The 24,603-nt window shown below is 62.0% G+C and carries 24 protein-coding genes; 14 read left to right on the forward strand and 10 right to left on the reverse strand.

All coding sequences use genetic code 11. The features are described 5' to 3' along the window. The first annotated feature begins 109 nt into the window (after nucleotides 1-109). The 10 genes from OH764_RS14765 to OH764_RS14810 all read left to right on the forward strand — a co-directional run bounded on the left by OH764_RS14765 (nucleotide 110) and on the right by OH764_RS14810 (nucleotide 8,353). Nucleotides 110-763: a UDP-N-acetylmuramate--alanine ligase gene (locus tag OH764_RS14765; RefSeq protein WP_498847289.1), complete on the forward strand. Its 654-nt coding sequence runs from the start codon at nucleotides 110-112 to the stop codon at nucleotides 761-763. A gap of 7 nt (nucleotides 764-770) precedes the next feature. After that, nucleotides 771-1,328: a TlpA family protein disulfide reductase gene (locus OH764_RS14770; protein ID WP_498848835.1), complete on the forward strand. Its 558-nt coding sequence runs from the start codon at nucleotides 771-773 to the stop codon at nucleotides 1,326-1,328. Between the two features lie 194 nt (nucleotides 1,329-1,522). Beyond that, on the forward strand, nucleotides 1,523-1,978 hold the full coding sequence (gene aroQ, locus OH764_RS14775; RefSeq protein ID WP_027779662.1) for a type II 3-dehydroquinate dehydratase: 456 nt from the start codon (nucleotides 1,523-1,525) through the stop codon (nucleotides 1,976-1,978). Between the two features lie 73 nt (nucleotides 1,979-2,051). Further along, complete coding sequence (gene accB, locus OH764_RS14780) at nucleotides 2,052-2,525, forward strand: acetyl-CoA carboxylase biotin carboxyl carrier protein (RefSeq protein WP_020071266.1); 474 nt, start codon at nucleotides 2,052-2,054, stop codon at nucleotides 2,523-2,525. 127 nt (nucleotides 2,526-2,652) lie between these two features. Continuing rightward, nucleotides 2,653-4,020, forward strand: a complete 1,368-nt coding sequence (accC, locus tag OH764_RS14785) for an acetyl-CoA carboxylase biotin carboxylase subunit (RefSeq protein WP_020071265.1) — start codon at nucleotides 2,653-2,655, stop codon at nucleotides 4,018-4,020. A gap of 3 nt (nucleotides 4,021-4,023) precedes the next feature. Then, nucleotides 4,024-4,926 carry a 50S ribosomal protein L11 methyltransferase gene (prmA, locus tag OH764_RS14790; RefSeq protein ID WP_498847290.1) on the forward strand — a complete coding sequence of 301 codons (903 nt, stop codon included), beginning with the start codon at nucleotides 4,024-4,026 and terminating at the stop codon, nucleotides 4,924-4,926. Between the two features lie 48 nt (nucleotides 4,927-4,974). Next, a complete protein-coding gene (locus OH764_RS14795) occupies nucleotides 4,975-6,246 on the forward strand; it encodes a zinc-ribbon and DUF3426 domain-containing protein (protein ID WP_498847291.1) in 1,272 nt (423 codons plus the stop codon). Nucleotides 6,247-6,318: 72 nt separating this feature from the next. Next, a complete protein-coding gene (tpx, locus tag OH764_RS14800) occupies nucleotides 6,319-6,819 on the forward strand; it encodes a thiol peroxidase (protein ID WP_020071262.1) in 501 nt (166 codons plus the stop codon). A gap of 94 nt (nucleotides 6,820-6,913) precedes the next feature. Continuing rightward, nucleotides 6,914-7,852 (forward strand): carbohydrate kinase family protein, encoded by a 939-nt coding sequence (locus OH764_RS14805; protein ID WP_498847292.1) that lies wholly within the window; start codon nucleotides 6,914-6,916, stop codon nucleotides 7,850-7,852. A 24-nt stretch (nucleotides 7,853-7,876) separates the two neighbouring features. Beyond that, nucleotides 7,877-8,353, forward strand: a complete 477-nt coding sequence (locus OH764_RS14810; RefSeq protein WP_498847293.1) for an outer membrane lipoprotein — start codon at nucleotides 7,877-7,879, stop codon at nucleotides 8,351-8,353. A gap of 304 nt (nucleotides 8,354-8,657) precedes the next feature. Here the strand turns inward: OH764_RS14810 and OH764_RS14815 are convergent, their stop codons facing one another. From OH764_RS14815 to OH764_RS14845, 7 genes are all read right to left on the reverse strand, one after another. After that, a complete protein-coding gene (locus tag OH764_RS14815) occupies nucleotides 8,658-9,302 on the reverse strand; it encodes a histone H1-like DNA-binding protein (protein ID WP_498848836.1) in 645 nt (214 codons plus the stop codon). Between the two features lie 30 nt (nucleotides 9,303-9,332). Continuing rightward, on the reverse strand, nucleotides 9,333-9,659 hold the full coding sequence (locus OH764_RS14820) for a hypothetical protein (protein WP_020071258.1): 327 nt from the start codon (nucleotides 9,657-9,659) through the stop codon (nucleotides 9,333-9,335). A gap of 86 nt (nucleotides 9,660-9,745) precedes the next feature. Further along, the gene (locus tag OH764_RS14825; protein WP_498847294.1) at nucleotides 9,746-10,969 is read right to left on the reverse strand and encodes a ribonucleotide-diphosphate reductase subunit beta; all 1,224 of its coding nucleotides are present in this window, start codon (nucleotides 10,967-10,969) and stop codon (nucleotides 9,746-9,748) included. A gap of 674 nt (nucleotides 10,970-11,643) precedes the next feature. Next, entirely contained in the window at nucleotides 11,644-14,658 is a 3,015-nt protein-coding gene (locus OH764_RS14830) for a ribonucleoside-diphosphate reductase subunit alpha (protein WP_498847295.1), read from the reverse strand. Nucleotides 14,659-15,196: 538 nt separating this feature from the next. Beyond that, nucleotides 15,197-15,793, reverse strand: a complete 597-nt coding sequence (gene ampD / locus OH764_RS14835; RefSeq protein WP_498847296.1) for an N-acetylmuramoyl-L-alanine amidase — start codon at nucleotides 15,791-15,793, stop codon at nucleotides 15,197-15,199. After that, nucleotides 15,790-16,107 (reverse strand): PP0621 family protein, encoded by a 318-nt coding sequence (locus tag OH764_RS14840; RefSeq protein ID WP_392395635.1) that lies wholly within the window; start codon nucleotides 16,105-16,107, stop codon nucleotides 15,790-15,792. The genes ampD and OH764_RS14840 overlap by 4 nt, the downstream gene beginning before the upstream one ends. A 9-nt stretch (nucleotides 16,108-16,116) precedes the next feature. Further along, complete coding sequence (locus OH764_RS14845; protein WP_498847297.1) at nucleotides 16,117-17,070, reverse strand: cytochrome C assembly family protein; 954 nt, start codon at nucleotides 17,068-17,070, stop codon at nucleotides 16,117-16,119. An 81-nt stretch (nucleotides 17,071-17,151) separates the two neighbouring features. Here OH764_RS14845 and ffh point away from each other — a divergent pair, with 81 nt between their 5' ends. Beyond that, nucleotides 17,152-18,519, forward strand: coding sequence for a signal recognition particle protein (gene ffh / locus OH764_RS14850; protein WP_020071250.1), 1,368 nt, complete (start codon nucleotides 17,152-17,154; stop codon nucleotides 18,517-18,519). A 120-nt stretch (nucleotides 18,520-18,639) separates the two neighbouring features. After that, a complete protein-coding gene (locus OH764_RS14855) occupies nucleotides 18,640-19,191 on the forward strand; it encodes a hypoxanthine-guanine phosphoribosyltransferase (RefSeq protein ID WP_020071249.1) in 552 nt (183 codons plus the stop codon). Nucleotides 19,192-19,347: 156 nt separating this feature from the next. Here OH764_RS14855 and OH764_RS14860 read toward each other — a convergent pair whose 3' ends face one another. Beyond that, nucleotides 19,348-19,947 carry a MarC family protein gene (locus OH764_RS14860; protein WP_020071248.1) on the reverse strand — a complete coding sequence of 200 codons (600 nt, stop codon included), beginning with the start codon at nucleotides 19,945-19,947 and terminating at the stop codon, nucleotides 19,348-19,350. Between the two features lie 12 nt (nucleotides 19,948-19,959). Continuing rightward, the gene (locus OH764_RS14865) at nucleotides 19,960-21,696 is read right to left on the reverse strand and encodes a proline--tRNA ligase (protein ID WP_498847298.1); all 1,737 of its coding nucleotides are present in this window, start codon (nucleotides 21,694-21,696) and stop codon (nucleotides 19,960-19,962) included. A gap of 298 nt (nucleotides 21,697-21,994) precedes the next feature. Between OH764_RS14865 and OH764_RS14870 the strand changes: the two genes are divergently transcribed. Both OH764_RS14870 and OH764_RS14875 read left to right on the forward strand, forming a co-directional pair. Continuing rightward, nucleotides 21,995-22,738, forward strand: a complete 744-nt coding sequence (locus OH764_RS14870; RefSeq protein ID WP_027779647.1) for an RNA pyrophosphohydrolase — start codon at nucleotides 21,995-21,997, stop codon at nucleotides 22,736-22,738. Between the two features lie 86 nt (nucleotides 22,739-22,824). Continuing rightward, nucleotides 22,825-23,382: a CNP1-like family protein gene (locus tag OH764_RS14875; RefSeq protein ID WP_498847299.1), complete on the forward strand. Its 558-nt coding sequence runs from the start codon at nucleotides 22,825-22,827 to the stop codon at nucleotides 23,380-23,382. An 86-nt stretch (nucleotides 23,383-23,468) separates the two neighbouring features. On the opposite strand, the gene proB is transcribed toward OH764_RS14875, so the two are convergent. After that, a complete protein-coding gene (gene proB / locus OH764_RS14880; protein ID WP_027779645.1) occupies nucleotides 23,469-24,587 on the reverse strand; it encodes a glutamate 5-kinase in 1,119 nt (372 codons plus the stop codon). Nucleotides 24,588-24,603: the final 16 nt, after the last annotated feature.

The raw sequence follows: 24,603 nt of genomic DNA on the forward strand, positions 1-24,603 counted from the left end.
TAACCGACGCCTCCCGAACCCCTAAGCGGACTCGCCCGCTTTGGCCACGCCCGGCAGCCGGCCAGCGCCGCCGGAAAGGGCTGTCATCAATCTCTAGTATGATTGACGGATGGTTCGCAAATCACATTTTGATCCGCAGCGCGTGCGCGAGGAAATCGCCATTGCGGCTGCGCGCCTGATCGCCGAAGACGGTCTCGACTATGCAACGGCCAAGCGCAAAGCGGCTCGACAAGTCATTGGAGAAAGCCGGATTGCCGGCGAATGGCTGCCTGATAACGATCAGATCGAGGAAGAAATCCGCGAATATCAATCGCTCTTTCAGGGCGACAGCCAGCCGGCGCTGCTGCGGCGCCTGCGCGGCATCGCGGTCGAATGGATGGAGCGGCTCGCGCCTTTCAACCCTTATTTGACGGGCGCAGTGCTGGGCGGCACGGCCGGCGAGCATTCGGACATTCATCTTCAGGTGTTCTGCGACAACCCGAAAGAGGTAGCCATCTACTTCCTCAACGCGAACATTCAATACGACGTCTCGGAAACGCGCCACTTTGCGGGCCGCGGCTACGTCGAGACACTGAGCTTTCTGTGGCGGCCGGCAAGCGAAGGGCGCGACTCGGAGCCCGTAGGCGTTCATGTCGCGCTTTATGAGGCGGACGACCTGCGCGGCGCTGTCAAAGCCGACGCGCGCGGGCGCACGGCGCGCGCGAATCTTCAGACCGTCCAGTCGCTGCTCGCAGCAGGCGGCGTAGCGCCTTCACCCAACTAGACACATGATGAACACCAGACGGATTCTGATGGGGGCGCTCGTCGCCGGAGTCGCGGCAGGAAGCGGCGTCCTCGCCAATTACTGGCTGAACGGCGACGACGGTTTGACTGCGACCGCTCACGCCGCCGGTTCCGCGTCGAGAGAAGGCGCTGTTGCCCAGCTTTGGGCGGCCCCGGTCACTACCGCGGACGGCAAGCCCGGATCGCTTTCCGTGCTGAAAGGACGCCCGATCGTCGTCAATTTCTGGGCTTCGTGGTGCGGCCCGTGTGTCGAGGAAATGCCCGCGCTCTCGCAACTTCAGCGCGATTACGCGAAGAAAGGCATCCAGTTCGTTGGACTTGGCGTCGATTCCGAGAAAAACGTGCAGGCCTTCCTACAAAAAGTGAAGGTGGCCTACCCGGTTTACGTGACGGGGTTCGGCGGTGCCGACCTTGCGCGGTCGTTCGGCAATACGGCGGGCGGCCTGCCGTTCACCGTCGTAATTGATGCAAAGGGCAACATTCGGTCGACAAAATTAGGCCAGATCGATCCCGTCGCCTTAAAACAGACCCTCGACGCGCTGTAAATTTCTCAATCTTTTGGCAGCGGTTTTGCAGAGAAAGGCACAAAATTCGGAGCAAATCCGCCGGATTTGCGAGAAATTAGGCGCCCGGCGCCCAGCTCCAAACAGCTTCCGAACGCTTCGTCCGTGCAGGAAACTAGACAAGTTTCTCTAATCAGCGCTAAAGTGCGCCCAATTCCACGGAAAAAGAAGCGACCATGACGCGACTGCTGGTACTGCACGGCCCCAACCTCAACCTTCTCGGCACCCGGGAACCCGAGGTTTATGGCCGCGTGACCTTGCCGCAGATCGATCAGGCACTATCCGACCGCGCCGCCGACGCCGGCGTAGAACTCGCGTCGTTCCAGAGCAACCATGAAGGTGCTCTGGTGGATCGCATCCAATCCGCCCGGACAGAAAAAACCGATTTCATCCTGATCAATCCGGCTGCGTACACGCACACGAGTGTCGCCATCCGGGACGCTCTCGCGGGCGTCGGCATTCCGTTCGTCGAGATTCATCTGTCGAACGTGCATCGTCGTGAAGCGTTCCGGCATCACTCGTATTTTTCCGACCAGGCTGAGGGCGTGATCTGCGGCCTCGGCTGGAAGGGTTATCTGTACGCACTCGAATTCGCGCTCGACCGGCTGGCCGCCGGTTCGTCGCGGGGCTGAAATACAAACACGTCTAATTTGCGCCGGCCGCACACGCGCCGGCACTCCACGCATAGAAAAAAGGGGCTTCCTGATGGATCTACGCAAACTGAAAACTCTGATCGATCTCGTGTCGGAGTCCGGCATCTCGGAACTCGAAGTGACCGAGGGCGAGGGCAAGGTTCGCATCGTCAAGAACGCGCCGCCGGTTTATGTGCAGCCGTCCGCTTCGTACGCGCCGCAATACTCACAGCCGGCCCCGATGGCAGGCGGCGAAGCGCCCGCCGTAACGGCGGCAGGTGCCCCGGCCACGCCGGCAGCCGCCGCGCCGCAAGGTCATGTCGTAACCTCGCCGATGGTTGGAACGTTCTACCGTGCCCCGTCGCCGGGTGCCGACCCGTTCGTCCAGGTCGGTGACACGGTCAAGGAAGGCCAGACGATCTGCATCATCGAAGCAATGAAGCTGCTCAACGAAATCGAGTCGGACAAGTCCGGCGTCGTGAAGGAAATTCTCGTCGAAAACGGTCAGGCGGTCGAATACGGCCAACCGCTGTTCGTGGTCGGCTAACGCGGCGCATTGCGCCCCGCTGTGCGCATGCCGCCCCGCGCGCCGTTGCACTCGGCGCGCGCCCGATCCTCTGAGGCAGCCGGTGTTCTGAGCAACCCGGCGCCCATTGATGAGTCGAAAACCCGCTATGTTTGAAAAAATTCTCATTGCCAATCGTGGCGAGATCGCGCTTCGCATCCAGCGCGCCTGCCGCGAACTGGGCGTCAAGACGGTCGTCGTCTATTCCGAAGCCGACAAGGAAGCCAAATACGTCAAGCTCGCCGACGAAGCCGTCTGTATCGGCCCGGCGCCTTCGAATCTGAGCTACCTCAATATGCCGGCGCTGATCAGCGCGGCGGAAGTCACGGACGCCGAGGCGATTCACCCCGGTTACGGCTTTCTGTCGGAGAACGCCGACTTTGCCGAACGTGTCGAGCAATCCGGCTTCACCTTCATCGGTCCGCGTCCGGAAACCATCCGGATGATGGGCGACAAGGTGACTGCCAAGCAGACCATGATCAAGACCGGCGTGCCGTGCGTGCCGGGTTCTGAAGGCGCATTGCCGGAAGATCCGAAAGAGATCGTGAAAATTGCGCGGCAAGTCGGCTATCCGGTCATCATCAAGGCCGCCGGCGGCGGCGGTGGCCGCGGCATGCGCGTCGTTCACACCGAAGCGGCGCTCGTCAACGCGGTCAACATGACGCGCGAAGAAGCCGGCCGTGCGTTCGGCAACCCGCAGGTCTACATGGAAAAATTCCTGGAGAACCCGCGGCACATCGAAATTCAGGTGCTGTCCGATTCGTTCAAGAACGCAGTCTGGCTCGGCGAGCGCGATTGCTCGATGCAGCGCCGCCACCAGAAAGTGATCGAAGAAGCGCCGGCACCTGGCATTGCGCGCCGTCTGATCGACCGCATTGGCGACCGTTGCGCGGATGCGTGCAAGAAGATGGGCTATCTTGGCGCCGGTACGTTCGAATTCCTTTACGAAAACGGCGAGTTCTACTTCATTGAAATGAACACGCGCGTGCAGGTCGAGCACCCGGTGACCGAACTGATCACGGGCGTCGACATCGTCCAGGAACAGATCCGCATTGCGGCCGGCGAAAAGCTCGCGTTCCGTCAGCGCGACATCGTGTTCAAGGGCCATGCGATCGAATGCCGGATCAACGCTGAAGATCCGTTCAAGTTTATTCCGTCGCCGGGACGTCTCACGTCGTGGCACATGCCGGGCGGCCCGGGCATCCGCGTCGATTCGCATGCCTACAATGGCTATTTCGTGCCGCCGAACTATGATTCGATGATCGGCAAGCTGATCGCTTACGGCGCCACACGCGAGCAGGCAATCAAGCGGATGCGCATCGCGCTGTCGGAAATGGTCGTCGAAGGAATCCAGACGAACATCCCGTTGCATCGCGAGCTGATGCTGGATGCGAAGTTCGTCGAAGGCGGCACGAGCATTCACTACCTCGAAAACCGGTTGGCCGCGAAGCTGCAGGCCGCGCCGGAAGAAGCGTAAGTCATGAGTTACCGGGAACTGGTCGCTGAATTGGCTCGCGAGCATGCAGAGGAATTTTCCGACGCGCTGCTCGAGTTGGGCGCGCTGTCCGTATCGGTCGAAGATGCGGACGCCGATACGCCCGACGAGCAGCCGCTTTTCGGCGAGCCCGGTCTCACGCCCGACCGCACCGCGTGGCAGCGTTCGCGCGTGATCGCGCTGCTCGCGGCGGAACATGAACCGGCGGTGCTGCTCGCCGCCGCTGCGAACGAGGTCGGCCTTCCGGCGGCGCCGTCGTTCACTGTGCGTGACGTTGAAGAACAGGATTGGGTGCGTCTCACGCAGTCGCAGTTCGATCCGATCCCGATTGGCGAGCGCATCTGGGTCGTGCCTTCGTGGCACGACGCGCCGGACCCCAACGCGCTGGTACTCGAACTCGATCCCGGCCTCGCGTTCGGCACCGGCAGCCATCCCACCACGCGTCTGTGCATGGAGTGGCTGGAGCAATCGGTGAAGCCTGGACAATCCGTGCTCGACTACGGTTGCGGCTCCGGCATTCTCGCGATTCTCGCGAAAAAATGCGGCGCCGATCCGGTGTACGGCATCGACATCGATCCGCAAGCGGTCGAGTCGGCGCGTCATAACAGCGAGCGCAACCGCGCCGAAGTCACCTACGGTCTGCCCAACGAATGCCCCACCGGCGAGTTCGACATCGTCGTCGCCAATATTCTGTCCAATCCGCTCAAGCTGATGGCCTCGATGCTCTCGTCGAAGGTCAAGCCGGGCGGCCGCATCGCACTGTCAGGTATTCTGGCGCGCCAGGCCGATGAAGTCGCGCAGGTGTACGCGCGATGGATCGACATCGGCGTATGGCGCGAACACGAAGGGTGGGTATGTCTGACGGGAACACGCCGCGAAAGCCATTAGAATAAGGCGTATTGTCCAACCAACGGCCCCTCGGCTAACCGGCTCAATATGCTTCTGGCGACGCGCTGTCCCTTCTGTGAAACCGTCTTCCGCCTGCAACCGACGCAGTTGGCGCTGCGCCGCGGCCTCGTGCGTTGCGGGCAATGCCATGAAGTATTCGACGCATCCGGCAGCCTCTTCGACATAAGCGAGGGCGGCGACTTCTCCACCGCCAGACAGGTCTCCGCAGCCGCGGCAATCGAAGCGCTCTCCGGCGTGCGTCCGAGCGGCGCCGACTTCAGCCCCGCCGCCTGGGATCCCTGGGCGCCGCGCCCCACGCCGCTCTTCGAGGAACGCTTCCGTCATAACGCACAGAACGTCGCGGCCCAGCCCGGCCACACCAGCGCAGGCACCGCTGGCGCGCCTGGCCATGCCGCGACGGAGCCCACGTCACCGCCGGGCGCCCCCGGCACCGCGGCGCCGGCCGACCACGAACCGCTGCTCGCGGACGCGCCGCTCGAACCCTTCGCCTATGAAGCGGAGCCGCCCGCCGAGGAAGCGCCGCGCGTGTGGCACAAGACCGAACGCCCTTCCGATTTTCCAATCGACGAACCGGTGCTCAACGAGTCGGGTGCGTTCCATGGATTTTCGGATAACGAACCTCATTTCGGAACGACCGGCGTAGGCGCGGCCGGCCTCGGCGCAACGCATCCGCACCCCTATTCCGCCGATCCCGACCTGCGCGGGCCGACTCGCGCGGCTGCGACGCCGAGCGGTGAACCGTTCTCGGTGCAGCCGCCGATCAGCGACGACATGGATCCGTTTCCGGTCACGCGGGAGACGCGCGCCGCAGAACCACGGCGCCTCGCATGGATCATCGGCGGATCGGTGGCGGCAGTCTTGCTCGTCGTCGCGTTGCTTGCGCAACTCGCGTGGTGGCAGCGTGAAACGGTACTCGTCTATCTGCCGGGTACCCATGCGCTGTACGCGAAGGTGTGCGCGTCGCTCGGCTGTCAGCTCACCGCACCGCACGATATCGACGGCTTGCAGGTAGAGCCGTCCGATTTGCGGCAAATCGACGGGCCGCACAAGCTCGAGTTGCGAATGCCGCTGCGCAACCGCTTCAATGTCGCGCTGGCCTATCCGGCGATCGAACTCACGCTTCTCGACGATCAGAACAACGTGGCGTTGCGCCGCGTGCTGTTCCCGCAAGACTACGTTGCGCCGGGTACGCCTATCGCAGCCGGCCTGCCGCCGCACATGACGCAAACCATGATCGTGCACCTCGATACCGGCAACGCGGTCGCCTCCAATTTCCGCGTACAGATCTTCTATCCGTAACGCATCCCTGCGCGCTCGCGTCGAGCGGGCGCGTTCACCGTCATCACAGACGAACTTTCGGAGCACAACAACATGAGTCAAGTCACGCTGGGTGGTAACCCGATCGATGTAGCCGGCACCTTCCCGTCGGTGGGTCAGAGCGCTCCCGCTTTCTCGCTGGTCGGCAAGGACCTCAAGCCGCTGTCGCTCGCCGATTTCGCCGGCAAGCGCAAAGTGTTGAACATTGTCCCGAGCCTCGACACGCCGACCTGCGCGACGTCGACCCGCAAGTTCAACGAAGCCGCTGCGAAGCTGAGTAACACCGCTGTGATCGTCGTGTCGGGCGACCTGCCGTTCGCCGCCTCGCGCTTTTGCACGACGGAAGGCATCGAAAACGTCGTCACGGCCTCGACTTTCCGCGGCCATGAATTCGCGCAGGCGTATGGCGTCGACGTGACGAGCGGTCCGCTCACGGGTCTCACGGCGCGCGCGGTTGTCGTGATCGACGAGAACGACAAGGTGGTTCATGCGGAACTGGTCGACGAAATCAAGAACGAACCGAACTACGACGCAGCACTTGCCGCGCTGAAGTAAAACCTCAGCACCCGAAGACTCCGGCGCCGCGCTTCACGCGCGGCGCTGTCACGTCCTCACCACCTATTTCTTCATTTTTTACAGGACGCTCGCCTTGGCTACGCTGATTTGCGGCTCGCTCGCCTACGACAACATCATGACCTTCGAAGGCCGCTTCCGGGAGCACATCCTGCCGGAGCAGGTCCACATCCTGAACGTGAGCTTTCTCGTGCCGACGATGCGCCGCGAGTTCGGCGGGTGCGCGGGCAACATCGCGTATTCGCTGAACCTGCTGGGTGGCGACGCGCGCATCATGGGCACGCTCGGCGCGGTCGACGCCCAGTTGTACATGGACCGGTTCGCGCAACTCGGGCTATCGACGGAAAACGTGCTGGTCGTGCCGGGCACCTATTCGGCGCAGGCCATGATCACCACCGACCTCGAAAACAATCAGATCACCGCGTTCCATCCGGGCGCGATGATGCAGTCGCACCTGAACCGCGCGGACGAAGCGAAAGGCATCACGCTCGGCATCGTCGCGCCCGACGGTTACGACGGCATGATTCAGCATTCCGAGCACCTCGCCGCGGCGGGCGTGCCGTTCATCTTCGATCCAGGTCAAGGTTTGCCCCTCTTCGACGGTGCTGCACTGCGGCGCATGATTGAACTTGCGACTTACGTAGCTGTCAACGATTACGAAGCCAAACTTGTGAGCAACAAGACAGGTTGGTCGATCGAAGAGATCGCCGGCAAGGTCGAAGCGCTCATCGTCACGCTCGGCGAACACGGTGCGCAGATTCATCACGCGGACGGCGTCGAAGAGATTCCGGCCGTTAAGGCACAGCAGGTGCTGGACCCTACAGGATGCGGCGACGCGTTTCGCGGCGGCTTGCTGTACGGCATCGAGAACAAGCTCGGCTGGGCGACCGCCGGCCGTCTCGCGAGCCTGATGGGCGCGCTGAAGATCGAGCATCAGGGTCCGCAAAACTATGCGCCCACCCGGGCGCAGATCAACGAACGGTTCAAGCAGGCGTTCGGGTACGACCTGCCGTAATACCGAAGCTATTGGAGTTAGGGAATGAGAATAACGAGTCGCCTGATGGTGGCCACCTTGATCGCCGGTTCGCTGGTCATGTCGGGGTGCGCATACAACAGCAGCTCTGCCGACGTTTACACGGCGTCGCAGGCACAGCGCGAAGAAACGGTCCGCATGGGCACGGTCGACAGTGTGCGCGCAGTCAAGATCAGCTCGAACAACGGCCAGCCGAGCGGCATTGGCGCAATCGGCGGCGGCGCTCTCGGTGCAGTGGCGGGCAGCACTATCGGCGGCGGCACGGGCTCGATCATCACCGGGATCATTGGCGGTCTGGCGGGTGCGGTGGCCGGCAACACGGTCGAGAACCGGGTGGCCGTGCACGACGGTCTGGAAGTTACCGTGCGGCTCGATAACGGCGACATCCGCGCGATCACGCAAAGCTCAACCGGCGAGATCTTCCGTGCCGGCGAGCGCGTTCGGCTTCTTTCCAGCGGCGGCGTTACGCGCGTCACGCATTAAGGTTCCCCTCTCGAACGGCCAGGCATAACGCGGCCGCGTCGACCTCACACGCATGCCCTCCCCTGTGCATGCGTTTTTTTTCGCCTGCGCGCGGTGCGTGTGTGGCTGCATCCGTGGGGTTGATTCCGCGTGCCGACGTTCCCCGTTATGCACCGACGAAAAAAAATCCCGTCGCCGGAAACCGGCAACGGGACCCTGACCGGGTAGCGCTCGCGAAGCTACGTTGAGCGCCACTCGATCATTGGACGCATCGTGCGATGCGTCCATGCACTCCTACTGCTTACTGACCTGCTAACTGCCCGAGTTACGGACGGCTGCCCGTCGGGAACGGCCATGCCGCTGCCGGGTTCAGCGCGGTCTTCACCGTCGCCGCCGGTGCGCTCGAAACAGAAGTCGCAGCGGGTGCAGGCGCAGCCTTCTTGGCGACAGCCTTCTTCGCAGGGGCAGCCTTCTTCGCAGGAGCAGCGGCCTTCTTCGCAGGAGCAGCCTTCTTGGCAGGCGCAGCCTTTTTAGCAGCAGCCTTTTTCGCGGGCGCAGCCTTCTTGGCGGCAGCCTTCTTAGCAGGCGCGGCTTTCTTCGCAGCAGCCTTCTTCGCAGGCGCGGTCTTCTTGGCTGCGGCCTTCTTAGCCGGTGCAGCCTTCTTCGCTGCTGCCTTCTTCGCCGGTGCTGCCTTCTTTGCTGCGGCCTTCTTAGCCGGCGCTGCCTTCTTCGCTGCTACCTTCTTTGCCGGTGCGGCTTTCTTCGCTGCAACCTTCTTAGCCGGTGCAGCTTTCTTCGCTGCTACCTTCTTAGCCGGTGCAGCTTTCTTTGCCGCGACCTTCTTAGCCGGCGCTGCCTTCTTCGCTGCTACCTTCTTTGCCGGTGCAGCCTTCTTCGCCGGAGCTGCCTTCTTTGCTGCGACCTTCTTTGCTGCAGGCTTCTTAGCGGCGGCTTTCTTTGCAGTTGCCATCATTTTCTCCTTCAGGTTTTCAGATGAGAGTCAGTTCAAACTACACCCTTCGTCAAAACCCGCTTCCCGCGGACGCTTCTCAGGGCGCGCGCTACGAAGCGGGCTATTCATCGGCGTACGCAGGTGCCGCGCGCTTACGCTAATGAATGCGGTAAGGCGCGCCGTGCCCGAAGGCACCGCGCGCCAAATGTCATCGGTGTTGGGTTTCAACACCGGCAATTGCTTGATCGAGCCGCCGGCGATAACGCCGGCGACTTTTTCCGGGGGGAAGTTTGCCCATCCCACTGAAGGGTTCGCAAAGTGCCTGTCATGTTTGTGGGCCGCGAAGGCACGCGGCGCACCGGGCACGCTTTGCATCAGGCGGTTCAGCTCCTAAACATAATTGCCGCGGCCAAGGCTCACGGCATCCCCATCGATGAATGCATCTACGACACGAACCCGGATCACTCCCAGGTCAGCGCGCCGCCAGTCTGATATTCGATCACACGCGTCTCGAAGAAGTTGCGCTCCTTCTTCAGGTCGATCATCTCGCTCATCCACGGGAACGGGTTTTCCTCGTTCGGGTACAGCGGATCGAGACCGATCTGCTGGCAACGGCGGTTGCAGATGAAGCGCAGATAACTCTTGAACATCGACGCATTGAGGCCGAGCACCCCGCGCGGCATCGTGTCTTCTGCGTAACGATATTCAAGTTCGACCGCTTGCTGGAAGATCTCGCGGATTTCCGCGCGGAACTCAGCCGTCCAGAGTTGCGGGTTCTCAAGTTTGATCTGGTTGATCAGGTCGATGCCGAAGTTGCAGTGCATCGACTCGTCGCGCAGGATGTACTGGTACTGTTCCGCGGCGCCCGTCATCTTGTTCTGACGGCCGAGCGCCAGAATTTGCGTGAAGCCGACGTAGAAGAACAAGCCTTCCATCACGCAGGCGAACACGATCAGGGAGCGCAGCAGCGTCTGGTCAGTCTCGAGCGTGCCGGTCTGGAAACCCGGATCGGTCAGCACGTTGATGTACGGAATGAGGAATTCGTCTTTCGCGCGGATCGAGGGGACCTCGTGATACGCGTTGAAGATTTCGCCTTCGTCGAGGCCCAGCGATTCGACGATGTACTGATAGGCGTGTGTGTGGATCGCTTCTTCGAACGCCTGGCGCAGCAGGAACTGGCGGCATTCGGGAGCCGTGATGTGGCGGTAGGTGCCCAGCACGATGTTGTTGGCGGCGAGGGAGTCGGCCGTGACGAAGAAGCCCAGGTTGCGCTTGACGATGCGGCGCTCGTCTTCGGTCAGCCCGTTCGGGTCTTTCCAGAGGGCGATGTCGCGCGACATGTTCACTTCTTGCGGCATCCAGTGGTTGGCGCAACCAGCCAGATACTTTTCCCAAGCCCACTTGTACTTGAACGGCACCAACTGATTCACGTCAGTCTGGCCGTTGATGATGCGCTTGTCGGCGACATTCACTCGCGCTTCTGAAACTGCAGCAGTTCCAGCAGCATGAGCAACGGGAGCGACAGCGATGTCGTTCGCGAAGATGTCTTGAGCCGAGGGAGCATGAGGAGCGGAACGCGTTCCGACTTGCGAACCGACAGCCGGTCCCGCAGCGTTGCGCAACACGTTCGGTTGCGTAGCGCTCGAGGGAGTTACGGCAGTGATCTCGTCATCCCAGTTGAGCATAAATGTCACCATCAATTTAGAACGGTTTGTACCATCTTTTCACGAGCGATAAAAGAGTCCACTCGCGAAAAATCCTGTTTTCGATTCGCGTTGCTACGTTCATACAACACTTTGTTCAACAGACTGTGTGCATTGCCTCGTATGAAGCGAGTTGAACGTGTGTCGCCGAGGTGCTTCGCGAGTTCGAAGAGCAACGCGTTGAAGCGTCGTTTCGCTGCTCTATCTATCTGTATTGCGGAGTGCGTTTGCTGTGTCTTGCACTTCTCTGCGAGTTGCCGGTTCGTCAGCGCTAGCGAGATGAAGTTCAATGCAATGCGTGGCGATGCGTGTGGCCGACTGCGTTGTTCGCTCCATCGGTCGAAGCGTTGGGTCGCGCGCCCGGATGTTGTCTCGCGCGCTTTGTGAAGTGCCGACTCGTTGCTTCGTTGCTTCGTTGCCTGGCTTCGTTGCTTCGTTGCGCTTGTCGCCCGGCTTCGTTGCCTACGCTTCGTTGCGTGGATGCTTCGCTTCGTTGCGTCGATGAGCGGTGCGGCCTCGCTGACTTCGTCTATCTTGCTTGTCGCGCCGCTCGTCGGTTTATATCTGCTTCATCTCTATCAGGTTCGTTGATCGCTGCATGCGGGTCTTTACCTGGAACCCGTCAGCAAGCAACGAACCCGCTTGCTGCTCGGCCCTTACTGGCAAGCCTCGCATTCGTCGAAGCCGGGGTCGCCCGGACGCATCATGCAGACGGGACCGTCTGCTTCGGGTGCCGCTTCCACTGCGACTGCCGGCGCTGCCGCTGCTGCTGCCTGAAGGCCGCCGCCGTTGCCGAGTGCACCACCGGCACCGCCGCTCGCGCCGAAACCGCCTGCCGCGCCGCCGCCGACGCCACCCGTGCCTTCACCGCCGCCCGAGCTCACTGCGTTGAGCGCGCCGTGAGCGACTGTCGATTTCTCGACGTGCGTTGCCGCCATCGTGCGGAGGTAGTACGTGGTCTTCAGACCGCGCACCCATGCGAGCTTGTAGATCTCGTCGAGCTTCTTACCCGATGCGCCGCCCATGTAGATGTTCAGCGACTGCGCCTGGTCGATCCACTTCTGACGGCGCGACGCCGCTTCGACGAGCCACTTCGGATCGACTTCGAACGCGGTCGCGTAGATCGCGCGCAGGTCGGCCGGGATACGGTCGATGCGCGAGAGCGTGCCGTCGAAGTACTTCAGGTCGGCGACCATCACTTCGTCCCACAGGCCGCGCGCCTTCAGGTCACGCACCAGGTAGTCGTTGACCACCGTGAACTCGCCCGACAGGTTCGACTTCACATACAGGTTCTGGAACGTCGGTTCGATGCAAGCCGACACGCCGATGATGTTCGAGATCGTCGCCGTCGGCGCGATCGCGATGCAGTTCGAGTTGCGCATGCCGTAAGTGGCGATGCGCTCGCGTAGTTCCGTCCAGTCCATCGACTCGCTCGAATCGACTTCGACATAGCCGCCACGCGCGTCGGCCAGCAGCTTGACCGAGTCTTGCGGGAGGATGCCGCGATCCCACAGCGAGTCGCGGTAGCTGGAGTAGCGGCCGCGTTCTTGCGCCAGTTCGGTCGACGCGTAGTAAGCGTAGTAGCAGACCGCTTCCATCGACGTGTCGGCGAACTTGACCGCTTCTTCAGACGCGTACGGCGTGCGCAGCAGATGCAGGCAGTCCTGGAAGCCCATGATGCCCATGCCGACCGGACGGTGCTTCAGGTTCGAGTTACGCGCCTTGGCAACTGCGTAATAGTTGATGTCGATCACATTGTCGAGCATGCGCATTGCAACGCTGACCGTGCGCTTGAGCTTGTCATGGTCGAGCGCGAGCGTGCCGTCGGCCTGTTCCTTCAGATGCGCGACGAGGTTCACCGAGCCCAGGTTGCAGACCGCGATTTCCGAGTCGCTCGTGTTCAGCGTAATTTCCGTGCAAAGGTTGGACGAGTGGACGACGCCGACGTGCTGTTGCGGCGAACGCACATTGCACGGATCCTTGAACGTGATCCACGGGTGGCCGGTTTCGAACAGCATGCCGAGCATCTTGCGCCACAGTTGCGCCGCGGGCACCTTCTTGAACAGCTTGATCTCGCCGCGCGCGACCTTGTCTTCGTAAGCCGTGTAAGCCGCTTCGAACTCGGCGCCGAACTTGTCGTGCAGGTCCGGGCAGGTGGACGGCGAGAACAGCGTCCAGTCGCCGCCTTCCATCACGCGCTTCATGAACAGGTCGGGAATCCAGTTCGCCGTGTTCATGTCGTGCGTGCGACGACGGTCGTCGCCGGTGTTCTTGCGCAGCTCGAGGAACTCTTCAATGTCCAGGTGCCACGTTTCCAGGTACGCGCACACCGCGCCCTTGCGCTTGCCGCCCTGGTTCACGGCGACAGCCGTGTCGTTGACGACCTTCAGGAACGGCACCACGCCTTGCGATTTGCCATTGGTGCCCTTGATGTGCGAGCCGAGCGCACGCACACGCGTCCAGTCGTTGCCCAGACCGCCGGCAAACTTCGAGAGCAGCGCGTTTTCCTTCAGTGCTTCGTAGATGCCGTCCAGGTCGTCGTCGACCGTGGTCAGGTAGCACGACGACAGCTGCGAGCGGCGCGTGCCCGAGTTGAACAGCGTCGGCGTGGACGACATGAAGTCGAAGCTCGACAGCACGTTGTAAAACTCGATCGCGCGCGCTTCGCGGTCGATCTCGTTCAGCGACAGGCCCATTGCGACACGCATAAAGAATGCCTGAGGCATTTCGATACGCACGCCGTCGTGGTGCAGGAAGTAACGGTCATACAGTGTCTGCAGACCGAGATAGCCGAATTGCAGATCGCGGTTGTTGTCGAGCGCGGCACCCAGGCGCTTCAGGTCGAACTGCAGCAGCTTGTCGTCGAGCAGCTCGGCTTGCACGCCGCGCTTGATGAACTGCGGAAAGTACTCGGCATAACGCTCGCCCATTTCGGCTTGCGTGACTTCTTCTTCGAGAATCTCGCGGCGGATGGTGTGCAGCAGAATGCGAGCGGTGACCTGGCTGTACGCCGGGTCTTTTTCGATCATCGTACGGGCAGCCAGAATCGCCGAGTCGTAGACCTGGCTCATCGGCACGCCGTCGTACAGATTCTTCACCGTTTCCGCGACGATCGGCTCCGCGCTCACCGCGTCACCCAGGTTCGCGCAAGCGGACTCGATAATGCCGCGCAGCGCAGCGAGGTCGAGCGGACGCGTCACGCCATTGTCCGTGACCGTGAGGCCCGGCGTGCCGGCGGCAGCGTGATCGTCATGAGCGCGCGCCTGCGTGCGCTTCTCGCGATACAGCACGTACGCACGTGCGACGTTGTGCTCGCCGCCGCGCATCAGCGCGAGTTCGACCTGATCCTGAATGTCTTCGATATGGAACGTGCCGCCGTTCGGACGGCTGCGCAGCAGCGCGCGCACCACGTTCTGCGTCAGTTGTTCGACCAGTTCACGCACACGCGCCGACGCCGCGCCTTGACCACCGTTGACGGCGAGAAATGCCTTCGTCACGGCGATGGCGATCTTCGACGGTTCGAACGACACCACGCTGCCATTACGACGGATCACCTTGTAGTCGGCGTACGTCGCTTGCGGCGCGAGCGCTTGAGTGCCTTGTGCCTGGCCGAACGCCTGGCCAGTCGGTGATCCCTCATACCGGGTCGTCACGTTGTCGGTGGTTTGCATGTGCAAAGCTCCTGGTCCTGGAAATGTTGCGGCGAGTGCCGCGGATTAAAACGAACGCTGCGCCGCCGCGTGCGCAAGCGAGGAGGTGCAGGAAAAAGACCGGCCTGGGCGGCTGGCGGGATGCGACTGCGATGAAGCCTGATTCGAATTGAAAACGGTCTTCGTCGTATGCGTCGCGATCACTCTCAGCCCCTTTCCTGATGCTTTTGGTTGCCGCCGGCTGGTCAGGTCCGGCTGCGCTGCAGGATTATTTTTCGCTGCCTGGAATGCTTGCGGCGCCGTGCTCAAAGAGCGGGGCGCCGCGACTTGTGCAAGTAGTTATGCACTCGGTTATTCACACAGTTATACACAGGACACACAATATCTAGTGCGTAACTGAATTTGTGGCACCAAGTATAGTGGAGATTCGAGACAGGTCAAACGGTTTTATTTGCTTTTGAAGTCTTGACTTTTGCACCGCGCGGCGCGAAGCGCTCCACCCGCAGAAGCAGGCAGAGCCTCGCTCTGCGGCTCACGCGCGACGTCGCGCAAAGTGCCGTTACAGCGTTCTGGAAAACTTGAGATAGGGGAAATACCGATCCGCCAGCAACGTATCGCGTTGCAGACGCGCCCACTCGAAATGTGGTCCTGGATCAGTCTTGCGACCAGGCGCAATGTCGGAGTGCCCGGCAAGCGCTTCGATCGGATAGCGAGCTGTCAGCGCACTGACGAGCGAGCTGAGCGTGCGGTATTGCGCCGCCTCGAAAGGAGTCGTGTCACTGCCTTCCAGTTCGATGCCGATCGAGAAATCGTTGCAACGCTCACGGCCGAAGAAGTTCGATGGGCCTGCGTGCCATGCGCGCTCATTGCACGACACGAACTGCTCGAGCGCGCCGTCGCGATGAATCACGAAGTGCGCGGACACCCGCACGCCGCGCAGATGCGCTTCGTAATAAGGATGCGCGTCACAATCGAGCGTATTGAGAAACAGTTCGGCGATCGCCGTGCCGCCAAACTGGTTAGGCGGCAGGCTGATGTTATGGACCACGATCAGAGTCGGCACCGCGCCTTGCGGCCGTGCTTCGAAATTCGGCGATGGCAGCCTGCGCGCTTGTGCGACCCAACCGTCTGCGTCGACGGCGAACGCGATGCTCATCGGGCGTCGCGGCCCGTGGGTCGTGCGCCGTGCCGCCGCGCGTGAGCGGCGCTGCAGAACGGTTGCCCGGCGACGACCACCGAGTCGCTCTTAGGCGCATGCACGCCGCACTCGACGCAACGGATCATCGGCTCGGCGAGTTGAGGCGGTTGTGCGGGACGCGCGGCACCGTTGCCATTGCCGGCGGCGCCCGATGCGCCTCGCGCGCCGCCGGCGCCGGTGCGTTGTGCCGAGTGCGCGTCATGACGGCGCAGCGCCTTCACGAGCCACTGGCCGACGAAGAACAATATGATGAGCAGAAAAATTTGTCGCATGGGGCACGCTCACACTACAGCACGGTGCAACAGCACCTCGAAAACAAAACGGCTGCCGACGTACGCCAGCAGCAACGCGACGAACGACGCCAGCACCCAGCGCAATGCAGCACGGCCGCGCCAGCCGGACACTTTGCGCGCCGTCAGAAGCGCGCCGAACATGACCCACGAAAGAATCGCGAACACGGTCTTGTGATCGAGACGCAGCGCGCGGTCGACCAGTTGCTCGCTGAACAGAATGCCCGACACGAGCGTCAGCGTGAGCAGCACGAAGCCGGCGCCGATCAGACGGAATAGCAACTTCTCGAGCGTGAGCAACGGCGGCAGCGTGTCGAGCCAGCTGGACAGCCAGCCGTTGCCTGCCGCAGCCACGTTCCGCTGCGCGATTCCGCCGCGCATTGCGTGAAGACGCCGCTCGACGAGCAGCATCAGAATGGCGTGCAGCGCCGCGATCGCGAACAGACCATAGGCGATGTTGGCGATCAGAAAGTGCAGCTTGAACATGGGTGCGGCCGAATACGGCAGCACACGCACGCCGTTGAAGGCGAGCGGCAATAACGAGGCGACGCAGGCGAGCGGCAATACCAGCAGACGCAGTCCGTCGAGCGGGAAAAAGAAGCTTTCTATCCAGTAGATGCCCGCGCCGAGCCAGAACATGGCGGACAGCGCAAACGCAAAGCCGAACACCATGGCGTTCTGCGGGAAGATCGTGGTATGCAGCAGCACGCCATGCGCGAGCAGCGCGACGAACAGCAACGTGCGGCCCGACGAACTCATGCCCGAAGCTGCCGAGCCGGCGAACCCGGACTGTGCCTGTGTGTTCGCGCCGGTGGTCGCGGCAGCCGGCATTGGCGGAACGCTTTCCAGCACGGGGCGCGACCCGGCGTGCCGGTGCGAGCGCCAGCCGGCTATGGCGAGTCCGCCGTACAGGAGCGCAGTGAGGGCATACAGTACAATATCCATATTCGAAGTTTACACTAGGCCCCTGATCCGCGACGTCTTCCACTTCGCGCTCGCCCGGGGCCGCACTGTTCATCGCTCCCCATGCTCGACAATCTGACTCAACGGATGGCGCGCGTCGTCAAGACGCTGCGCGGCGAAGCCCGGCTCACCGAGGCGAACACCCAGGAAATGCTGCGCGAGGTGCGTCTGGCGCTGCTCGAGGCGGACGTGGCGCTGCCCGTCGTGCGCGAGTTCATCGCCAAGGTCAAAGAGAAGGCGCTCGGCGAAGAAGTGATTAGCAGCCTGTCGCCTGGTCAGGCACTCGTCGGCGTCGTGCAGCGCGAGCTGACCGCCGTGATCGGCGGCGACTACGAAGGCAAAGCCGCCGAGCTGAATCTCGCCGTCACGCCGCCGGCCGTCATTCTGATGGCGGGTCTGCAAGGCGCGGGTAAAACGACCACGGTCGGCAAGCTCGCCAAGCTGCTGCGCGAGAAGTACAAGAAAAAGGTTTTGACCGTTTCGTGCGACGTCTATCGCCCCGCTGCTATCGCGCAGTTGAAGACGGTGACCGAGCAGGTCGGCGCGGACTTCTTCCCGTCGGAACCGGATCAGAAGCCGGTCGACATCGCGCGCGCCGCGGTCGACTGGGCCAGGCGTCATTATCACGACGTGCTGCTGGTCGACACGGCCGGCCGTCTAGGTATCGACGAAGCGATGATGCAGGAAATCACCGCGCTGCACACCACGTTGAAGCCGGCGGAAACGCTGTTCGTCGTCGATGCAATGCTCGGCCAGGACGCGGTCAACACCGCCAAAGCATTTAGCGACGCGCTGCCGCTCACCGGCGTGGTGCTCACGAAGCTCGACGGCGACTCGCGCGGTGGCGCCGCACTCTCGGTGCGTCACGTGACGGGCAAGCCGATCAAGTTCGTCGGCGTCGCGGAAAAGCTCGACGGTCTTGAAGTCTTCTACCCGGATCGTATGGCGAACCGGATTCTCGGCATGGGCGACATTCTCGCTCTCGTCGAGGAAGCGCAACGCGGCGTGGACGTTCAAGCCGCACAGAAGCTCGCCGATAAGGTCAAGAAAGGCGGCGACTTCGACCTCAACGATTTCCGCGCACAACTGACGCAAATGAAGGGCATGGGCGGTCTCTCTTCGTTGATGGACAAGCTGCCCGCGCAATTCCAGCAGGCCGCCGCCGGCGCCGACATGAGCCAGGCCGAAAAACAGATGCGCCGCATGGAAGGCATCATCAACTCCATGACGCCGCTCGAGCGCGCCAAGCCGGATCTGATCAAGGCGACGCGCAAGCGCCGCATCGCCGCAGGTGCGGGTGTGCAGGTGCAGGAAGTCAACCGCATGCTGAACCAGTACGATCAGATGCGCACCATGATGAAAAAGCTGAAAGGCGGCAATCTGCAAAAGATGATGCGCGGCATGAAGGGCATGTTGCCCGGCATGCGCTAAGCTTTAGCAAGACGGCGGCGCGCGGGTTGCCGACCCGGCCCGCAGCCACCGTCACCATGGGAACTTCCTTCAGGGCGTTCTCACTCACACTATGTATACAGTTACCGCCCGCCAGACGTCATGAACCGCGAAGAAGCTCTCCACATTTTTAGCCACTCCGAAGAAATCGTTTCGGCCGACGAGGTCAACGCGTCGATCAGCGGCATGGCGACCTCCATCCGCAACGAAATGAGCGAGGACTTTCCGCTCGTGCTGTCGGTGATGGGCGGCGCCGCGGTGTTCACCGGCATGCTGTTGCCGCACCTCGATTTCCCGCTCGAGTTCGACTACATCCACCTCACCCGCTATCGCAACACCACAAAGGGCGGCAACGAGATGCAATGGCGCGTGGCGCCGGCCGAGTCGGTGAAGGATCGCGTGGTGCTAGTGCTCGACGACATCCTCGACGAAGGCGAGACGATGGCCGCGATCCGCGACCGCATCCTCGCAATGGGCGCCAAGCGCTTCCTGAGCGCCGTGCTGTGCGAAAAGATCATTCCGAAAGCCAAGCCGCTGCGCCCCGATTACTGCGGCTTCGAAGTGCCGGACCGCTACGTTTTCGGCTGCGGCATGGACGCCAAAGGCTACTGGCGCAACCTGCCGACTATTCGCGCGTTGACTGAAGGCGCGTGACTTGCCCGGCGCGCAAATCACGAGATAAAAAAAGCGGCCCACTGGGCCGCTATTTGTTGCGTCGAATGTTGCTTGCGGGGTTTCACTCAACTGAGTTCGACTCAGAGATCCGTCCACGTGTTGCCAATTGCCGCTTCGACTGACAGCGCGCGCCACTCACAGTTGATGCACGAACGCGCGGATACCGCCAAGCATCATCTCCACTGAGATCGCCACCAGCACGAGTCCCATTAACCGTTCAAATGCCATCATGGTTCGCTCGCCGAGCCAGGCCTGAATACGCTCGGCCAGCATCAGCACCACTGCGCAGACGATCATGGTGACGGTCAGCGCGCCGATCCATTCGAACATCTTGCCGGGCGCCTGCGACGTCAGCAGCATCACGGTTGCGAGCGCCGACGGCCCTGCCAGCGCCGGAATGGCAAGCGGCACGATCAGCGGCTCGCCGCCACGCACGTCGCCGCCAAAAGGGCCGTCAGGATGCGGGAACACCATACGCAGCGCAATCAGAAACAACACAATGCCGCCGCCGATGCGCAACGACTGGTCGGTGAGACTCATCATGCGCAAAAACGCGTCGCCGACGACCATGAACACCAGCAGGATCGCAAACGCGATCGCGACTTCTCGCAGAATCACCGCGGTGCGCCGCTTCGGCGACACACCGCGCAGACAACTGATGAAAAGCGGAATGTTGCCGAGCGGGTCAGTGATCAGGATCAGCAGCACGGTCGCGGACAGGAAGGTGTACTCCACCGTCCGCCCCGCTTAGCGCGCCAGCGCCGCGCGAACCTTCTCGATCACCGTTTGCGCGGCTTCATCGACCGGCAGCAACGTCGCCTCCGCGTCGCGGCGGCCCTGATATTCGAGCTTGCCTTCCTTCAGGCCACGATCGCCGATCACGAGACGATGCGGCACGCCGATCAGCTCCCAGTCGGCGAACATCACGCCGGGGCGCTCGCCACGATCGTCGAGAATCACGTCGATGCCCGCTTCGACCAGTTCGGCGTAGAGCTTGTCGGCCTGCTCGCGCACGGCTTCGCTGCGGTCATAGCCCATCGGGCACAGCACGACTTCGAACGGCGCGATCGATTCCGGCCAGATGATGCCCTTGTCGTCAAAATTCTGTTCGATCGCGGCGCCCAGAATACGCGTGACGCCGATGCCGTAGCAGCCCATTTCCATAGGCTGCGGCTTGCCGTTTTCGTCGAGGCACGTTGCGTTCATCGCTTCCGAATACTTGGTGCCGAGCTGGAACACGTGGCCGACTTCGATGCCGCGGCAAATGTCTAGCACGCCGTTGCCGTCCGGCGACGGATCGCCCTTTTTCACGTTGCGAATATCGGCAACGACCGGTTCCGGCAGATCGCGACCCCAGTTCACGCCCGTGGTGTGGTAGTCCACCTCGTTCGATCCCACCACGAAGTCGCTCATGTTCGCGACCGTGCGGTCCGCCACGACTTTCACCGGCTTCTTTGTGTTGAGCGGACCGAGATAGCCTGGCGGCGTGCCGAACGTTTCGATGATCTCGGCCTCGGTCGCCATGCGGAAATCGGCGAGTCCCGGCAGCTTGCTTGCCTTGATCTCATTCAGGTCGTGATCGCCGCGCAGCATCAGCAACCAGATGGTCGGTTCGGCGCCCTCGTTTTCGGTGGCGAGCACGATCGACTTGATGGTGCGCTCGAGCGGAATGTTCAGCAGTTCGGCGACGGCCTCGCACTTCGCCTTGCCGGGCGTCGGCGTCTTTTTCATCTGCTCGGTGGGCGCCGCGCGCTGTGCGTAGAGCGGCAAAGCTTCGGCCGCTTCGACGTTCGCGGCGAAGTCGGACGTCGGGCAATAGGCGATTGCGTCCTCACCCGTATCGGCGATCACGTGGAATTCATGCGAGCCGCTGCCGCCAATCGAACCGTTGTCCGCCGCGACCGCGCGGAAATCGAGACCGAGGCGCGTGAAGATGCGCACGTACGCGTCGTACATCTTGCGATATGACTCGCGCAGGCCTGCCGCGTCCTTGTCGAACGAGTACGCGTCTTTCATGATGAACTCGCGGCCGCGCATCACGCCGAAACGCGGACGGATTTCGTCGCGGAACTTCGTCTGGATCTGATAGAAGTTGACCGGCAGCTGACGGTAGCTCTTGATCTGCCCACGCGCGATGTCTGTCACCACTTCTTCGTGGGTCGGTCCGATCACGAAGTCGGATTGCTTGCGGTCTTTGAAACGAAGGAGTTCAGGGCCGTATTTTTCCCAGCGACCCGACTCCTGCCACAGCTCGGCCGGTTGCACAGCCGGCATCAGCAGTTCAATCGCGCCTGCCCGGTTCATTTCCTCACGCACGATCGCTTCCACCTTGCGGATCGAGCGCAAGCCGATCGGCAGGTAGTTATAGATGCCGCCGGCGACGCGGCGGATCATGCCGGCACGCACCATGAGCTTGTGACTGACGATCTCGGCGTCGGCCGGAGCTTCTTTCAGGGTGCCGATAAAGAAACGGGAAGCTTTCATTCAGATTTTCCAAAAGCGGCGGCTCCGGAGGGACCGCCCGAAAGGGTAAAAACGGGGAAATCGATACGGCTGCCTGGCCGGGCCCGCCCGGTTCGCCATTCCGGCGCAAGGGCCGCCGCCGGGGCGCACAAGCCGCCGTGCAAAGTCTTTCGCACAAGGGATCAGGCACGCAAAGACGGACAGGCTACCGCAAAGCAGGCCTTTTGCGGCGAATCGTTCCAATCTGGTGCGAATCGGTGCGTCGGGTCCGTTATCTGTTTATAATCAAAGCAATTTTAAAGGATTCGAAGGTGGTTGTATGCTGGATCGTGAAGGCTTTCGCCCGAACGTCGGCATCATCCTCTTGAACGCGCACAACGAGGTGTTTTGGGGCAAACGGCTCCGTGAACATTCCTGGCAGTTTCCGCAGGGGGGCATCAAGTACGGAGAGACCCCCGTGCAAGCGATGTATCGGGAGTTACACGAAGAAACCGGTCTGCTTCCGGAGCACGTCAAGGTGATTGGTCGCACGCGCGACTGGTTGCGTTACGAGGTGCCTGACAAGTTCATCAAGCGCGAGGTACGCGGTCACTACCGCGGCCAGAAACAAATCTGGTTCTTGCTCCGAATGGTAGGACGCGATTGCGACATCTGCTTGCGCGCCACAGACCACCCGGAGTTCGACGCCTGGCGCTGGAACGAGTATTGGGTACCGCTCGACTGTGTGATCGAGTTCAAGCGGGATGTTTATCAGTTGGCGCTGACGGAGCTATCCCGTTTCATGCGCCGCACTGCGCCGCGTGCGGAAAAACCTGGCGGGCACCACGGGCCGCGTTATCCCCGGATAGCGTCGTCCATGGAAAGTCCGCCGGATTCCACGGTAATGACGGTGACCACGGTAACGTCCGTCAGAATCGAAACTTCGGTTCACACGACAAGCGTGTCCGATTGCGGCGAAGCTGCCGGCTCGGGGAACGAGGCCGGCACCGTATCGGAACTCGACGACGACTCGGCTCGCGAGGCTGCGGGTTCGATGTTCCGTCATCACGGCGTGCGCAACTGACCATTCTGCGTGGCCGTCTACGTCGCCTTTGTCGTCTATGCGGGCGCGGCTTCTTGAGCCGCGCCCGCTTTTTCGAGGAAACCATATTGAAAGCACTTGCTCTCGTCGTGGCGTGCGTCGCCACCGGCGCTCTGCTGACTGGCTGTTCGAGCGCCGGCACAGCCACCAACAAGGACGACAGCGCCTTTGCCTATTTGCTGGACCGGCCGAGCAATTGGGTCGAAAACAAGGTCGAGACTTTGCCACCGCTGCCGCAGGACTCGAACCTGCTGCCTTTCGAGGTGTCAGGCAATACGCCGCTACATTTCGCGATCGACAAGAACTCGCTGACTGTCGGCTCCGACGGCGTCGTGCGCTATACCGTGGTGGTGACGAGCCCGAGTGGCGCGCGCAACGTGAACTATGAAGGCATCCGCTGCGACAACTATGAATGGCGCCTGTATGCCGGCCTGAACGCGGATCATGACGATTGGGACAGGACAGTCGCGAACGACTTTACGCGTATCGAGAATGGTGCGCTGAACGCGTATCACGCGGCGCTGTATCAGGACTATCTGTGCGCAAACAAGATCCCGACGGGGAGCGCAAAGACGATTGTGGAGAACATCCGCTACAAGCGCACGGCGACTTCGTTGATTCACTGACGCTTCGCCGACGCGCCAGAAAAAAGCCGTTCCTGCATCTCGCTGGAACGGCTTTTTCACATGTTGCGCGTGAGCCAGTTAGCTACTCAAACCAGCACCAGGTTGTCGCGATGAATCAGTTCGGGCTCTAGCATATAGCCGAGCACTGATTCGATCTCGCCGCTCGGACGCCGCTGGATCAGCTTTGTCTCTGCACTGCTGTAGTTGGTGAGGCCGCGCGCCACTTCCCGGCCCGCTGCGTTGAGGCACGCGATCACCTCGCCGCGAGCAAAGGCGCCCTGCACGCCGACGATGCCAATGGGCAGCAAGCTCTTTCCGCCTGCCGTCAGTTTCTCCACGGCTCCGTCGTCGATCACGACGTGGCCGCGCACCTGCAAGTGATCGGCCATCCATTGCTTCCGCGCCGCCATGCGCGCGGTGCGAGCGATCAACTGCGTGCCGATCGCCTCGCCAGACGCGAGCCGCGACAGCACGTCCGCTTCGCGCCCGCTCGCGATCACCGTGTTTGCGCCGCTGTGAGCGGCGCGCTTGGCGGCGAGAATCTTGGTGAGCATGCCGCCGCGACCGAGGCTTGAGCCGGCGCCGCCAGCCATGGCTTCCAGGTCAGGCGCGCCGGCATCTGCCTGCTGAACGAGCGTGGCGTTCGGGTCCTTCCGGGGATCGGCGGTAAAAAGCCCTTGCTGATCAGTGAGGATAATGAGCGCGTCACCCTCAATGAGATTCGCGACCAGTGCGCCCAGCGTGTCGTTGTCGCCAAACTTGATTTCGTCGGTGACGACCGTGTCGTTCTCGTTGATGATTGGCACCACGCCGAGCCGCAGCAGCGTCAGCAACGTGGAGCGCGCGTTCAGATAGCGCTCGCGGTCTGCAAGGTCGGCATGAGTCAGCAGGATTTGCGCGGTTTGAATCGAATGCTCGGCGAAGCGGCTCTCGTATACCTGCGCGAGGCCCATTTGACCGACAGCGGCGGCCGCCTGCAATTCGTCGATCTCGCGGGGGCGCTTGCTCCAACCGAGCCGCTGCATTCCTTCGGCGATGGCGCCGGAACTGACCAGCACCACTTCCTTGCTCTGCGCGCGCAGTGCGGCAATTTGCGCAGCCCAGCGGCCGATCGCAGCATGATCGAGGCCGCGCCCGTCATTCGTGACGAGGCTCGAGCCGACTTTCACTACCAATCGCCGTGAATCTGCGATGACGGAACGCATTGTGCGCAGCTCCCAA

Source organism: Burkholderia sp. M6-3, assembly GCF_050858985.1.
Lineage (GTDB): Bacteria > Pseudomonadota > Gammaproteobacteria > Burkholderiales > Burkholderiaceae > Paraburkholderia > Paraburkholderia caledonica.